Here is a 13881-nt window from a genome sequence, read left to right on the forward strand (position 1 = left end):
AAGAAGGGCTTCATTTATTCCGAACGACACGCGCCGACATAGTCAAGATTTGGTTATTACAAGAAATCGTCGAGGTCGCTCCACGCGCACCAAACCGAGCCCACCACCTCACGAAATTTGAGACAGACCCCCGGAATCCTCGCTGGGATGACGACGAGTTCCGGCATGTCTTCGCCACACTCGTCACCCACTACTGGGCCAATGATGGCTTCCTTGCTCCGTCGATCTTGGAGCAAATGGACCGGCTGGCCGGCGTACCCGCCACGCTGATCCACGGACGCCGTGATGTCAGCGGGCCAGCGGCTATCCCCTGGAGACTCCACCAAGCCTGGCCCGGCAGCGAGCTGATCATCGACGAGGGCGAAGGACACGGCGGCAACTCCATGGTCGAGGCCTGGTGCACCGCCAACACCCGCCACGCCGACAGGATCAGCTCGGACACAGCTTGACCCTCGCAGAGAGGGATCGCTCACCGGACACCCGACTCGTCCCGTTGGCACCCAAGGAGAAGCCGGGCACTACTCGGCAGCGGTTCAATGCCCACGGTCAGGGTCGATGCCGCCCAGCGTGTGTGAGTGGGCGGTTGGTGGCTGCACCAGTCCGCAGATCCGGGACAGGGAGGGCGGCAACTGGCCTGGACCTTGTTCACAGCGGCAACCTTGGCGGCATGTCTGATCCGTGGAATGTGAACATCCACTACGACGCGAGGTTGGATGCGTGCGTGCCCGCCTCCGCGAGGTCGGTGCTCGACGTGGGATGCGGGGATGGTTTCCTCGCCGCCAGGCTGGCAAGGCGTGTTCCCTGCGTTGTCGCGATCGATGTGGACGCCCCGGTGCTGGAGCGGGCGCGAGCGCGGTTTCCGGAGGCGAAGGTGACCTGGCGCCACGGCGACGTGATGACGTATCCCTTCGCTCGGGAGTCGTTCGATGCCGTCGTGTCCAACGCGACGCTGCATCACTTTCCGAACAGCAAGGGTGCCCTCGCTCGCCTGAGCGAGCTGGTACGTCCAGGCGGAACGCTGGCGGTAGTGGGCTTCGTACAGATGGAACGGCGGGACTGGCCATGGGCGGTCGCTTCGTGGGTGGCACGCGGGGTAACTATCCGCGTACGAGGCAATTGGGTTCATAGCGCTCCGGTGGCATGGCCGCCCCCCGAAACGTTCCGTCAAATGCGCCAAACCGTCCACGAAGTCCTGCCCGGCGCTCGCGTCGCCCGCCAGATCCTGGGACGCTACCTGATCGCCTGGCAGGCACCGGCCTGACTATCTCCTCGAGCAAGTCAGCAGTGTGGGGCCTCAGAAAGTGGGGTCTCACAAGCCGAACGGCGCCCGAACGCCGCGATGACGCATCAGAGGAGCAGCGTTCCGACCGGGCCGTGTCCGTATGCGGATATCCCTATCGAGACACGTCACACTCTCGCCTCCTTCTCAGCACCGCGTGGCGTAGCGGCGATGTGCTCCAGGAGGCGAGCCCTATCCCTAGACGGCGCGTGGCCGTACCTGTCGCAAAGCACGCGACTACCGGCGCCGGTTATGTCGCCCCTGCTGACGCTGTTCCTGGGACCGGTTCACGTCCGCAACGAGGTCTCCGGTGCAGGGCGTGCGGCTTGACAGGAAACCAAAAGGTTTCCTATCGTCGGTGGGGTGGAACCTGTGTTCAAGGCGCTGGGCGACCGGACCCGCCGGGCTCTGTTGGACGCGTTGCTGGAGCAGGACGGGCAGACCCTGCTTGCCCTGTCGACGCGCTTCCAGATGACCCGACCGGCCGTGGCCAAGCACCTGGGCATCCTCGAGGAGGCCGGTCTCGTAGTGGCCCGCCGCCGAGGCCGCGAGAAGCACCACTTCCTGAACGTCGTGCCGATCCGCCAAGTCCATGACCGATGGATCACCAAGTACACCGAGGACTGGTCGGCGGGCCTGTCCGACCTGAAGAGAGACCTGGAGCAAGGCATGGAGAAGGTGTTCGAGATCTACATCGACACCACACCCGAACGGCTGTGGCACGCGATCACCAACCCGGCCAGTCGGGCCAAGTACCACTTCGGTGCCTCGGTCCATTCGGACTGGACCACGGGCTCGTCGTTCACCCTCGACCATCCCGGCGCGGAACGCCCGCTGGCCGAAGGTGAGAACGTCGTGGTGGATCCGCCGAGGCGACTCGTGCAGTCCATGCGGACGCTGTGGTCAGACGACGCCGAGAGACAGGGCACGACCAGGGTGACGTGGGAGATCGAGCCGGTCGGCGACGCGTGCAGGCTCACCGTGACCCACGACCAGCTCGCTGGCAACGCCCCACCCGAGCTCTACGGCGGCTGGCCGATGATCCTCTCCGGGCTGAAGACGTGGCTCGAGACGGGCAGGACGCTGACCACCCCCGGTTCGTTGATGTATGGCGGCACCGATCCGTTGAACCCCGCATAACCCATGTGAACAAGGAGAAAGCCCATGACCACCATCACCGACGTACGCACGATCGGCATCGCTGTCGCCGATCAGGACCAGGCACTGAAGTTCTACCGCGAAACCCTGGGCTTCGAGGTCCGCCTCGACGGGATGGCCGGAGACATGCGATGGCTCGAGGTCGCACCGCCTGGCGCCAGGGTGTCGCTGGCGCTGACCACCGGCGAGACCACCTCGAATCGGGAGACCGGGATCAGGTTCGTGGTACCCGACGCCACCACCGAGCACGCCGCGCTGCGTACCGGCGGCGTGTCTGTCGGCGAGCTGCTGGCCTGGCCCGGCGTACCACCCATGTTCACCTTCGACGACCCCGACGGAAACCAGTTCGTGGTCGTAGAGCAGGCCGAGGAGGATTCACGATGAGCACCCGACTGGATCACACATTCACCGCCGTCGTGGAACGCAGCGACGCCAAAGGCGGATGGACCTACGTACGCACCAACTGGAGCGCCGAGTTCTTCGGCACCCGCGGCCTCGTCAAGGTAGCCGGGACCATGGACGGCCACCCGTTCGAGGCGTCGTTCATGGCGATGGGAGACGGAACCCACAAGCTCCCGATCAAGACCGAACTCCGCGAACGCCTCGGCAAGGAGATCGGCAGCACCGTGACCATCCACCTCACTGAACGCCGTTGATCTGCTCTCGGGACACATCAACCCCTACGGCAGATCTGTCCAGTTCAAGTGAACGTCACGTCCTTTGTTTCCGTGACTCCGGCCGTGCGGCCGGGTGCTGAGTGGTTCTGCCAATAGAGGTTCGTATGCGCGATGACCTTGTCCGGCGGTGGAGCACCCCAAGGGCTCAGATCCTCCGTCGTGTGCGCGTCGCCGACGAGAGTCACGTCGTAGCCACGTACAAAAGCGCCGTGGATCGTTGATCGGATGCACTCATCCGTCTGCGCTCCTGTCACGACCAGGCGTCCGACACCAGCCTTGGCCAGTACGTCCTCGAGGTCGGTGTCTTCGAAGGAATCGGCGAATGTCTTGTGCACCAACGGTTCTGACTCCTGACGTCTCAGTTCTGCGACGTAGGCCCAGGATTCACTCCCTGTTGTCATCTGCTCGGAGGAGTGCTGAACCCACACGATGGGGACGCCCTCTTCGCGAGCCCGGTCGACGAGCGTGCCGATGTTGGCGACGACGGTGTCGCGCTCGAATGCATCGGCCACGACGCCGATCTGGACGTCGATCACCATCAAGGCGCTGTTGGGTCGATCTGACAGCGTGGTCATAACGATCTCCTGTGCTCGTTGGACGGCTCTTGCCAGATGGACAGCTGTGGGCGGATCCGGATGCTCGGGCCGGGACCTCCTGGGGCATCGACCGAGGTCAGGCGGGGTCGAGGACGCGGCTGACGATCCATGCGTGCTTGCCGACCTGGCGTACCCGCTCGAATCCGTTCTGCTCGAACAGTTCGACTGTCGCCGAGGCCAGCCAGTGGCCACTGACCGTGCGACCGGCGACGACCTACCTGGGAGACGGCCTCGATACGCGCGCCAGCCGGCGTCTCGGTACCGGGCTGGCAATGGTTGTTCTGGCACCAGCAACCACCCATGACCCCGCCGTTACGGTCGCAGAGCTCGGCAAAGGCATCCCATGTCGACGCATCAAGCGCGCGAACCGTGTACGGCTTGGCCGCCGTCCGGTCAGTCATTCGACACCTCATCCCAGGCCACCAGGAGGACCCTCCAAACCCACCACGACATCCATGTCCGGCCTCGATTTCCCTATCCGCCCTCGCGGACCACGAGATCCCTCGCCTGGCACTTATCGCGTGTAGTTGATCGTTTCGGGACGCAGCACGCTAACCTGACGGGAGGACTCATCCAAATCTTTCGATCAGTGACGGTAGCGGAGTAATCGAGAAATGTCGACCAGTCAGCAGGTGCCGGACTACGAGCTCGACGACGTGCGCATCGTCACGTCCACCCAGGAGCTCAAGGCGATGTTCGACTCCTTCCGCGGCACCCTGCTCGAACTACTGCTCGAGAGGGCGGCCTCGGTGCAAGAACTAGCCTCTGCGGTAAAGCGCCCAAAGAGCACGGTCGCCTATCACGTCGATCTCCTGACCGACGCCGGGATGCTCAAGGTCGTACGAACGCGCACCATCCGGGGACAAGAGGAACGCTTCTACGGGAGAACCGCACGAGTCTTCTACGTCGGCCAGATCACGCCTGAACAGACCGAGCTGATCCCTAACCGAATGGCCGAGTGGGCAGCCGAGGCCGCTCCCGCTCACATCGACGACAATCTCCGCGCGATCAAGCGCTACGCCTGGATCGACGACGCAGACGCCGAGGAGTTCTACCGCCGCGTCCTGGACCTGGTCAACGAGTTCGCGCAGTTGCCCAGACGAAATCCAGGCAAGGCCCACGCATTCATGGTTGCGCTCTATCCGACCGAGTACCCCCGGCTGCCGGACCCCCAGGACCAGCCGGGGCTGTCCGGATCGGTGGAGACGCACTCCGTGGCCAACCCGAAACACGTCCGGTAGGGGAATCCATGCCGGACGACCGTGAACACGCCCGATGATGGGGGTACTACGAGACGGCCTGATCAACGGAACGTGCCACCCTCGTGCCACTATGGGCGACCGCTTCGGGTTCCCCAAACGGACGGCCTGCGCCGGGGCGGATGATGCACTGGATGTGCCGGACAGCCATTCATCTCGTTGGGCTCAGCGCGCCGCTGACGCGGCGCAGCGGGGGACGAGCACCCATCGAAGGCCTCAGGGTTTCGCCCCGAACCCCAGACTTGGGGAGGAAGCGCCGGGCTCCGGCACGGGTCTGGTGCAGTGCCAGCAGGCGGGGTTGTCATGAGGTATGCAACGCAAAGTTCGTGATGAGGTCGGCGAGCATCTCTGGTTGATCCCATTGCACGTTGTGGCCTCCGGGAACGCCCAGCCCGTTCCGTTCGCCGTCCGGTCACAGGGATCGGGCTATGGATTCGCGAGCGCGGGTATGCAATTCGGACGTACATCGTCCGGAACAGGTCCTACGATGCCGGCATGGCTATCGCACGTTCCCAACATGTGAGCTTTGGCTGTCCCGATCCAGGTGCTGGTGCGCGACCTGTCCGTCTGAACCTAGGAGGGCGGACATGACGAGTGCACCCGGCTTCACGGCCGGCGAGCCGCCAAAGTGGGACGTCGAGCGTTTCATGCACGGCGATGAGGTCGACACGGCCCTGATAACCCTCGAACGGAACCGGCGCACGTTCGCGTGGAAATGTGCCGACGTCGACGCAACTGGGATGGCCCTGCGGCTCGGCCCGTCGTCGGTGACCTTGGGCGGTCTGCTCAAGCACCTGGCCTGGGTTGAAGAGCTCTACTTCCAACACCGGCTGGCGGGAAGGGCGCCCATGGCGCCGTTCGACGGTCTCGACCTCGAGGCCGACTGGGACGACTGGGCCTGGCGTCCTGCAGCCGATGACACCCCGCAGGCACTGCGCTCGCTGTGGACCGATGCCGTACACCGTTCCAGAGAGTCCCTGGCCGAGACGCTGTCCAACGGCGGGCTCGATCAGCCAACCCACGACGGGATGAACCTCCGGCGGTTGCTGGCCGACATGATCGAGGAGTACGCCCGTCACACCGGGCACGCCGACCTGCTCCGCGAAGCAGTCGACGGCTCCACCGGAGAAGGAGCCCCCGGGGAGTTCGCCGTCCCGTGAGTCCAGGCCGGCGCGCCGCCATCGTGCTGCGGCGGTGCCGAGACCTGAAGGCTCCAAGCCGACCCGCCACGGACGCGGCCTACGGCCCGAACGCCGACGGCCCGCGCTGATGATCAGCGGTCGCAGATGCGGATCCCGTGTGAGACGACGTGGCGGTGGTCGCCGAGTCTCGTCGACGTCTACCGGGGCCGTTCGGGCTGTCGCCGATATGGTGTGTGCCAGTCCGGAGCGCGGAGGACCCTATGGCAAGCCGCCCTGCCAACAGCCAACCCATGACTGACCTGACTCTGATCGACTCCCACGCCGGCGAGGTTCACCCAGCAGATGTCATCCTCGTGTTCGGAACCCGCCACTGGACCGCGGCCGAAGTCGCTGTCGAGTTGTACTTCTCGAACTACGCGCCGGTGATCGTCACCACCGGGGGTCCAAAGCGCCATCCCCGCGGCGCAAGTGAGGCGGTTCAACACCAACAGCTCCTGCTCAGCGCAGGGGTCCCTGCCGAGGCGATCATCGTAGAGAGTCGATCATCGACCACCACGGAAAACGTGACAATGGCACTGCCCCTCATCGCTGATTCCGTTAGCAATGTTCGGTCAGTGATCGCCGTGGTGAAGTGGTGTCACCGACGCGCCGTGGTGACTCTCGCAGCGCATGCTCCATGGATTGAGCGGATTTACGCGGCCGACTACGAGCCGTTCAATGCCCAGAAGCGGGTCGCTGCGACTCGGAGCAACTGGCAGGACACCTACCAGGAACGCGTCGAGCGTGAGACGCGGTACATGCAAGAACGGGCATCGAACGGCCTCGATCTATTGCAGCGCACTGACTCTGGGTGGATCCGCACGGTTTGATAGTGGGCTCTCCCGTGGCCCAATGCGCCCCCACAACACGACAAACGCCAGGAGACAACTCCGATTCGATTCTCACCTGTACGCTGGGGGTCACCGAACGGACACCCGCACGGTCGGCGTCGTGCTCGCCCGGGGTATCGACGGTTGGCGTTCCCCTAACGAGACGGCGATACCGGCAGCGTCTCCGGGCTGTCACTGAGGTCCGGCAGCAGCCGACCTCGCTATGCGGGCTCGTCTACGTCGGGGAACCCTGCGCGGTCAGCCGGCTGGGTAAAGGCAGAACGGATGCCCCTCCAGGTCGGCGTAGACGACGCATTCCGCACCCATGTCGGGGAGCCTGGTGGCACCGAGTCGGGTCACGAGCTTCTCCGCGGCCGCGAGATCGTCGACTTCGATGTCGAGGTGGATCTGCGGTGGGCGCTCGGGGTCAAGCCACTGCGGTGGCCTGCCGTTCGCCCCCGCGTGGAATCCGATACAGTCGGGTTGCGTCCGGTCCTTTAGTCTGATCGTCATTTCGCCATCCTCAGCTTTCGTCAGCTCTTGCGTGTCCAGAAGGTCGGCATAGAACGCGGCGAGGGCGCGAGGCGAGTCAAAGCAATGGAAGTTGATACCGCCGAGTAGCCCTCTCAGCGCTCTTTCCTCTTCGCTACGTGGAAATGGGGAGCATAGGCAGAAGGGGTGACCGGCGGGATCCGCGTACACCGGACAGTCTCCGCCCTGGTGCTGGAGCCGTGTGGCTCCCAGTCTCTGCACCAGTTCCGTCGGGCTCTCGCTGTCATAGCTATGTACCTGTACTGGGCCGCACAAATGTAACTGCTGCGGATACGCAGGATCCGGCCACGTCGGCGGCCGATAGTCATCTACGGTGGCAAACGCGAGCCGCGTGCGACTCTTGTCATTCCCGATAACAACTCTCTCCGGCGTGTCGAGGTGCCGGATCGGCATCATTACCAGCTCGGCGTAAAAAGACGCCAGCTTCTGTGCATCTGGACAGTCAAAGGTGATGTTCTGCACGTTCGCACGCATGCTTAAAGCTCCCTGCAATCTTGGGGTCGGGTCGGCGGGCACAACAGCGCCGCTCGGAGCGGCGCCGAGGACTCTGCCTCAAACGAAGCTGTCTCCAGAGATTCGCACCCGCGGTCGAGCCGCTCGTCATCACCAACCGTAGGAGACGTCACTGACATCTCCTGTCAGTGACAGTCCTTCGCAACTCCTCGCCGAGCCGGAACAAGCCGACGCGCTCACTGCCGAGGACCAGCACGGATTGATCCTGTTGTTCTGGTTCCACGTCCGGGCCAACCGTGAGGTGAAGCTCAACATGGCCAGGCGCGTCCGGTTGGGGATCGTCTTACGAGACGGCGGCGGCCGGCGTCATCGCACCGTTCCGCAGATCCGCCGGTGGCAGGCACCCGCGAGCCGAAGCAGTGCTTGGATGGCCAGATGGCCCCGCCCCTTCTGAACCGCGAGCGAGTCCGGCAAGTTCTTGGTCCTGTTGCGGTACCTGGGCCACGAGATCCGAAGGTGCATGAGGAGGTCGTGTGCGACGGCTATGTCCGTCGCCGTGTCTCGTATGCCGTCCCCGCAGGTCGTGGGTCCGCGTTCGTCTGCATCCCCGATGGCCTGGCCGGACCGGCGCCCGTGGTTTTCTGCCACCATCAGCACGCGGGCCAGTTCGACCTTGGCAAGAGTGAGGTGTGTGGGCTGCGCGGTGACCCGGATCAGGCGTACGCGGCCGAGCTCGCGCAGCGCGGCTTCGTCACCATCGCCCCCGACGCCATCGGGTTCGAGGACCGCAATTGGGACGACGGCAAGAACATCGGCTGGTTCGAGTTGTCTTCCCGCCTTGTGCTGGGGCGCACCCTGCTGGCGGACTGCCTCCAGGAGATCTCCCTGGCCATCGACTACGCGACCAGCCTCCCGGAGGTTGACTCCACTCGTGTCGGCTTCCTCGGCCACTCCTACGGCGGGCGTGCCGCCATCTGGGCACCAGCGTGGGATGACCGCATCACAGTGAGTGTTTCGAACTGCGGTTGCATCCCTTACCGCGACTCGTTCGCACGCGACGCGGGCTTCCAGGCTGAGTTCGTCGTCCCGGGCTTCGCTGCCCGGTATGACGTCGAGGACCTTATGGCACTCGCGGGTCAGTGCGAGTACCTCCTCATAGCGGCGGAGGGCGACAAGTGGAGCCGGGGTGCTAGAGAAGTCGAGGCGCGCCTCAACTCCAGAGGCGCCGACAACGTGCGCGTCCACGTCGTGCCTGGCGGCCACGAGTTCCGGTTGCCGCAGCGCCGACTCGCGTACGAGTTCCTGAGCGGCCTGTCGGATCGGTGCCAACGGACTTCATGGCAGAAGTAGCGGCTGGGGACGGCAATCGGGTTGTCGGCGCGAGACGTGTCACCGGCCGCCACATCTGGGTGGGACCAACGAGAGCGAGACGGCAGCCCCCGGGCCCGCTTCGGTGTTCGGTGGTGGATCCCTCACCGGACGGACTTGAGGATCCGCGCCACTGGCCCTGGCCGATGCGGCGCACTCCGGAATCTCTCACCGATTCGGAGCGGCTGAGTCCACCCCGACCGGGATGAGCAGCTGCGGAATCGTACACATGCGCTGACCTCCAGAGGGGGATGAGAGAGGAATTGAGACCTCTTTGTCGGATCTCACCGACATGCGTACAGGCCGAGACGTTGGCGTGCCCGCTGGCGGCGGTACCCATTCATTTGTCAGGGTGGCGGTGTGGCGGAGCAGCAGCTTGATGGCGGGATCGCGAACGCGGGCCAGGTCGTCCGCGTCGGTCCACACGTGCTTCGTCCCTCGAGTCCGCACTCGGGTTCGATTCACGCCTTCCTGCGTGCGGTGAAGGACGCCGGATTCGAGGGTGCCCCGATGCCAGTCGGCATCGACGCGGACGGACGCGAGCGCCTCGTGTTCATTGATGGCGAGGTCCCTGTGGCGCCTTATCCGGACTGGAGCCAGTCCGACACGGCGCTTGCGTCGATCGCCAGGCTGCTGCGCGGGCTGCACGACGCCGCCGGCCGGTTCGACCCTGAGGGTTTCACCTGGAACGACAGTCTGGCTGACCCCGCAGGCGGGCCGCTCGTGTGCCACAACGACGTAGAGCCCTCAAACGTCGTCTTCCGTGATGGCATCGCCGTTGCACTGCTCGACTTCGAATTCGCTGCCCCTGGCCGCCCCGTCTACGACCTGGCCCAGCTCGCCCGCCTCTGTGTACCGATCGAGGACGACTTCGACCAGGACCGGATCGGCTGGCGGCCCGCCGACCGACCGGCACGGTTACGACTCGTCGCCGACGCCTACGGACTGGACCGGGACGGTCGGGTGGAGCTGCTCGCCGCCATGAACGATGCCCTCGCCCGCATCGAAGCAGCCGCGCGGCGCAGCATCGATGCGGGTGATCCGAACGCCGTCGCGATGTTGAACCGGACGGGAGGCATCGAGAAGTACGACCGTCGGCGCCGCTGGTGGGCCGCCCACCACGACCAGTTCGCAGCCGCCCTCCTCTGACCCCACAACCTCTGCCCGGAAGACCGGTCGCCCGCTGCGGCGGTCTGGGCCACCGGCCCACGCTCGCCTTCAACGGCACTTCGCCGGATAGGTGCAGCTTGCCTCGGACTGGCGTCAGCGGACGCGATCCAGCGCCAGGGCGCTCTACCAGACGACATCGTCGAGCGCCGGCCACGGCGGACCATCCCGCAAAACGTGAAGGAACGCCACTCCCGATTCTCTGCCGCTCGGGTGTTGGTCGCCTCGACTCCAGCGGTGCGCTGCGACGATCGCGAGTACGATCCCTCTGCACTCGCCGACCAGGTCTTGGTCGGCGTGGGGATAGTGCTGGCTGACCTCGCTGGGCACCCAAGCCAGGTCGTACTCGACCGGCCCATGGGCGGTGTTTTCGAAGTCGATGAAGAGCGGTCCGTTCTTCGTGTTGAGGATGTTCCCCGGATGCGGCTCGCCGTGCAGCAGCTGTTCGGGGGCGGGCCGGTTGACGATTGAGCGGCCCAGATCGTGCAGCGTGTTGGCGAGCAGCGCCCGGTCGGTATCGGTGAGATCGGGAGTGACGTCACGACTGGCAACGTCTCGGCCAGTTGCAGCCACTCGATCCATGAAGTGTGGCGTCGTGACCTCGATCCGCCGCAGGCCGGCATGAAGACGGTCGAGCACGTGGGCGTACTCGGCCGGCGGAAGCATTCGAGACTGCACAGGCTCGAAGTAGGCCCACATGGCGATCTTGAAGCCGTCATGGGCGAAGACGCGTGGTTCGACCCGAGCCTCGAGCGGGGCGACCGGGCTGCCCGTCAGCGCGAGCCGTCTGGCGAGTTCGACTTCTTGCTCTGTGCTTGCGAAATGTGTCATGGGCGTGACTCGGGCGACGATGTCGCATGGCGTCAGGCGGATGACGAGTCGGTTGGAGTCGCTGAGAACGATCGCGTCGTCGACGTCCAAGTCGAGTTCTGACGCGGTCGACATCGCCGCAGCCACCGCACGCCGCGCCTCAGCTGCTTCCATCTCCATCTCCACCTCCCCTCCCCGCGACGTCGACTGACCCGTCGAGGAATTCCCTGATCGCCCGTTTGGACTTGAGCACGTGCCGGGTCGCGTGTTTCCCGTGTCGGGCAATGATCGCTTGCTCGGTTTCGGGGTCCGTGCGCCGGTTCCGCCAGATGACCGGGATGAGGCGCCATTCATCGCGCAACCGTTGCCAGGCCGAGTACTCACATCCTTCAGGCAGCGTGTCCGGCATTCGGCAGCCGCGCAGCAACGCGCGTCCCGCGCACCGCCACCACGGCGTGGCGAGGACCACCACGGTGTCGGCGCGTTCGAGCCGGAGATCGAGCGTCTCGGTGTAGTTGCCATCGGCGATCCACGCGTCACCGGCAAGGACGCGACGTTGTTTCTCGCGCCACTCGGCCTCCGATGGTTCAACCCAGCCGGGCTTCCAGAACTGGAGGTCCAGATGAATGAGCGGCAGGCCGGACTTGACGGCAAGTGCCCGGGAGAACGTGGATTTCCCGGATCCAGCCATCCCGGTGACGACGATGCGGCGTTGAGCTTCGTGGGGGTACATGACACCTTCGCAGGGTCGCAGCGGTGCCAGGTTCGACTACGTGAAGGCTGTCTGCGCCGTGGTGTCGAAGCTGGCAAATGACCTTCTGCGACACGGCAGGATCAAGGATGCCCGACGGAGCTGGCAGCGTTCTCACGACTGCCATGCCCGCCAATGGGCCACCGGGCAAGGCTCCCCGCGATCAGGAAGCTCCCGGCAGCATCGCATTGCTGCATACCCGCGCAGCACGCGACGACACGTCCGTACCTACCGTGTCAGCGCGTGCCCCGCCGGCCGGGTAGGTCGCGATGCACCCGACCCCAGACGCCATCCGCCATGAGCAGCCTCTCCAACGAAAGTTCAAGGAACCGGCCCGCAAACGCCAGCCGTCCATTCAGAGCGATTCTAACCGGTCGCGCGGCATCCGCCAGTCGCGTTGGCCGCTGCACCGGACGGTCCGGTCTCAACGATCAACTCGGCCACACGCAAAGTCATGGCACGTCATCATGGCACGTCGCCAAATCGGGCGGCAGATCTGGCACGAGCCACGACGGGCGGCGCCGAGAGCACCTCAACGTTCGGAAAGCAATCCCTATCCGGACGGATCGTCTGCGGTGAAGAACAGGATCCGGCAGGGACGTCACGATCGCCTTGGAACACAGCGCCACGAGATCCTTGGGTGGCCCGAAGCCCGCGCTGATCTGAGGTTCGGTATTCAGCGCCTGGTCTCGTACCTGGTCAGGAGCACGCCGTCGGGAAACGTCCGGGTCTCCACCAGGTTCAGGTTCACCCAGTTGTCCAGGGCTGTGAAGAAGGGCGTGCCGCCGCCCACCAGGACCGGGTGGGTGACGATCGCGTACTCGTCGATCAGCCCGGCCCGCATGGCCGCCGCGGCGAGTGTGGCACCGCAGATGTCCATGGGGCCACCGCCTTGGGTCTTGAGCCGGGTGATCTCGGTGACCGCGTCGCCGGTGACCAGACGGGTGTTCCAGTCGACCGTGCTGGTCGTCGAGGAGAACACCACCTTCGGCATGTCCCGCCAGCGGCGCGCGAACTCGATCTCCGCCGGTGTGGCGCCCGGCTGCTTGTCGGCGGTCGGCCAGTGGGAGCTCATCGTCTCCCACAGTTTGCGCCCGTACAGCGCCAGGCCCGTCGCCCCCACCCGGTCGGACCACCACTGGAACAGCTCGTCGCTCGGCACGCTCCAGCCGAGGTCGTCGCCGGGCGCGGCGATGTAGCCGTCCAGGCTCATGTTCATGCCGAAAGTCAGTTTGCGCATGGCGTCAGCCTCCCGTGAGTCGGGCGCACCTCGTCGACGAGCTCAGCGTGGCGCTGCTTGGCGAGTTCGTAGATCATGTAGTCGTTCATGGTTGTCCCTCTCATAGGCTGCCGGCTTGTTTGGGCTGCGCCCCTCGTGGGCAGCCTTCACCCCTGCTACGAATGCCCCTGGCCCGATCCGACACCACCGCCCGGACTTCTTTCGAGGTCTTTCTAGTACGCCGCTTGTGACCGATCCGACAGCGAGACGGTCTCGGGCCAGGGGCGCGTTCCGGTCAGGGATTGGATTGCCCGAGGCCCGCGCCGACCCCGGCGACAGCCTCCCCGTGTGCGCGCTGGACACTTCGGGCGAGGTCGTCAACGACCAGCGCAGGTCAAGCGAGCGCTTCGACCAGTCGGATCGATCAGAGCCCATGAGGGGCGTACCCAAAGGACAGGAGATGATCTTCAGATGAAGTACCTGGTTCCGTGATCCACGACAAGCCCGGTCTCGCCACTCCGGACGAGATGGCTGCCATCAACGTGTTCGTCGACCGGCTCAAGGCGGAGGGTCACTGGGTC

The 13881-nt window shown here is 65.1% G+C and carries 14 protein-coding genes and 1 pseudogene; 10 read left to right on the forward strand and 5 right to left on the reverse strand.

The features are described 5' to 3' along the window. The 5 genes and pseudogenes from ABNF93_RS18125 to ABNF93_RS18145 form a co-directional block, all read left to right on the forward strand. Positions 1-449 (forward strand): annotated as a pseudogene (locus tag ABNF93_RS18125) (hypothetical protein); the annotation flags it as partial. A 218-nt stretch (positions 450-667) separates the two neighbouring features. Then, the gene (locus ABNF93_RS18130; protein WP_349329279.1) at positions 668-1261 is read left to right on the forward strand and encodes a class I SAM-dependent methyltransferase; all 594 of its coding nucleotides are present in this window, start codon (positions 668-670) and stop codon (positions 1259-1261) included. A 381-nt stretch (positions 1262-1642) separates the two neighbouring features. Continuing rightward, entirely contained in the window at positions 1643-2419 is a 777-nt protein-coding gene (locus ABNF93_RS18135) for an ArsR/SmtB family transcription factor (protein WP_349329280.1), read from the forward strand. Between the two features lie 24 nt (positions 2420-2443). Continuing rightward, complete coding sequence (locus tag ABNF93_RS18140; protein WP_349329281.1) at positions 2444-2821, forward strand: VOC family protein; 378 nt, start codon at positions 2444-2446, stop codon at positions 2819-2821. Continuing rightward, entirely contained in the window at positions 2818-3093 is a 276-nt protein-coding gene (locus ABNF93_RS18145) for a DUF1905 domain-containing protein (RefSeq protein WP_349329282.1), read from the forward strand. Before ABNF93_RS18140 ends, ABNF93_RS18145 begins: the two co-directional genes overlap by 4 nt. Positions 3094-3137: 44 nt before the next feature. Here the strand turns inward: ABNF93_RS18145 and ABNF93_RS18150 are convergent, their stop codons facing one another. Continuing rightward, positions 3138-3653, reverse strand: a complete 516-nt coding sequence (locus tag ABNF93_RS18150; protein ID WP_349329283.1) for an isochorismatase family protein — start codon at positions 3651-3653, stop codon at positions 3138-3140. A 671-nt stretch (positions 3654-4324) separates the two neighbouring features. Here ABNF93_RS18150 and ABNF93_RS18155 point away from each other — a divergent pair. From ABNF93_RS18155 to ABNF93_RS18165, 3 genes are all read left to right on the forward strand, one after another. After that, positions 4325-4951, forward strand: a complete 627-nt coding sequence (locus ABNF93_RS18155) for a helix-turn-helix domain-containing protein (RefSeq protein WP_349329284.1) — start codon at positions 4325-4327, stop codon at positions 4949-4951. Between the two features lie 605 nt (positions 4952-5556). Next, positions 5557-6129 (forward strand): mycothiol transferase, encoded by a 573-nt coding sequence (locus tag ABNF93_RS18160; protein ID WP_349329285.1) that lies wholly within the window; start codon positions 5557-5559, stop codon positions 6127-6129. Positions 6130-6401: 272 nt separating this feature from the next. Further along, entirely contained in the window at positions 6402-6980 is a 579-nt protein-coding gene (locus ABNF93_RS18165; protein WP_349329286.1) for a YdcF family protein, read from the forward strand. A gap of 258 nt (positions 6981-7238) precedes the next feature. Here ABNF93_RS18165 and ABNF93_RS18170 read toward each other — a convergent pair whose 3' ends face one another. Then, positions 7239-8006, reverse strand: coding sequence for a VOC family protein (locus ABNF93_RS18170; RefSeq protein ID WP_349329287.1), 768 nt, complete (start codon positions 8004-8006; stop codon positions 7239-7241). A 495-nt stretch (positions 8007-8501) separates the two neighbouring features. Here ABNF93_RS18170 and ABNF93_RS18175 point away from each other — a divergent pair, with 495 nt between their 5' ends. Further along, positions 8502-9335 carry a dienelactone hydrolase family protein gene (locus ABNF93_RS18175; protein WP_349329288.1) on the forward strand — a complete coding sequence of 278 codons (834 nt, stop codon included), beginning with the start codon at positions 8502-8504 and terminating at the stop codon, positions 9333-9335. A gap of 378 nt (positions 9336-9713) precedes the next feature. Continuing rightward, a complete protein-coding gene (locus ABNF93_RS18180) occupies positions 9714-10502 on the forward strand; it encodes a phosphotransferase (RefSeq protein ID WP_349329289.1) in 789 nt (262 codons plus the stop codon). Between the two features lie 144 nt (positions 10503-10646). Here ABNF93_RS18180 and ABNF93_RS18185 read toward each other — a convergent pair whose 3' ends face one another. The 3 genes from ABNF93_RS18185 to ABNF93_RS18195 form a co-directional block, all read right to left on the reverse strand. Further along, entirely contained in the window at positions 10647-11510 is an 864-nt protein-coding gene (locus ABNF93_RS18185; protein ID WP_349329290.1) for a phosphotransferase family protein, read from the reverse strand. Beyond that, complete coding sequence (locus ABNF93_RS18190) at positions 11491-12063, reverse strand: P-loop NTPase family protein (RefSeq protein WP_349329291.1); 573 nt, start codon at positions 12061-12063, stop codon at positions 11491-11493. Before ABNF93_RS18190 ends, ABNF93_RS18185 begins: the two co-directional genes overlap by 20 nt. Positions 12064-12757: 694 nt before the next feature. Continuing rightward, positions 12758-13321, reverse strand: coding sequence for a dihydrofolate reductase family protein (locus ABNF93_RS18195; protein WP_349329292.1), 564 nt, complete (start codon positions 13319-13321; stop codon positions 12758-12760). Positions 13322-13881: the final 560 nt, after the last annotated feature.

This window comes from Actinopolymorpha sp. B9G3 (genome assembly GCF_040120725.1).
GTDB lineage: Bacteria > Actinomycetota > Actinomycetes > Propionibacteriales > Actinopolymorphaceae > Thermasporomyces.

Excerpts from the sequence above, each read along its gene's own strand:
- ABNF93_RS18130 (WP_349329279.1), top strand. The coding sequence starts at position 668 with ATGTCTGATCCGTGGAATGTGAACATCCACTACGACGCGAGGTTGGAT.
- ABNF93_RS18140 (WP_349329281.1), top strand. The coding sequence starts at position 2,444 with ATGACCACCATCACCGACGTACGCACGATCGGCATCGCTGTCGCCGAT.
- ABNF93_RS18145 (WP_349329282.1), top strand. The coding sequence starts at position 2,818 with ATGAGCACCCGACTGGATCACACATTCACCGCCGTCGTGGAACGCAGC.
- ABNF93_RS18150 (WP_349329283.1), bottom strand. The coding sequence starts at position 3,653 with ATGGTGATCGACGTCCAGATCGGCGTCGTGGCCGATGCATTCGAGCGC.
- ABNF93_RS18155 (WP_349329284.1), top strand. The coding sequence starts at position 4,325 with ATGTCGACCAGTCAGCAGGTGCCGGACTACGAGCTCGACGACGTGCGC.
- ABNF93_RS18160 (WP_349329285.1), top strand. The coding sequence starts at position 5,557 with ATGACGAGTGCACCCGGCTTCACGGCCGGCGAGCCGCCAAAGTGGGAC.
- ABNF93_RS18165 (WP_349329286.1), top strand. The coding sequence starts at position 6,402 with ATGACTGACCTGACTCTGATCGACTCCCACGCCGGCGAGGTTCACCCA.
- ABNF93_RS18170 (WP_349329287.1), bottom strand. The coding sequence starts at position 8,006 with ATGCGTGCGAACGTGCAGAACATCACCTTTGACTGTCCAGATGCACAG.
- ABNF93_RS18185 (WP_349329290.1), bottom strand. The coding sequence starts at position 11,510 with ATGGAGATGGAAGCAGCTGAGGCGCGGCGTGCGGTGGCTGCGGCGATG.
- ABNF93_RS18190 (WP_349329291.1), bottom strand. The coding sequence starts at position 12,063 with ATGTACCCCCACGAAGCTCAACGCCGCATCGTCGTCACCGGGATGGCT.
- ABNF93_RS18195 (WP_349329292.1), bottom strand. The coding sequence starts at position 13,321 with ATGCGCAAACTGACTTTCGGCATGAACATGAGCCTGGACGGCTACATC.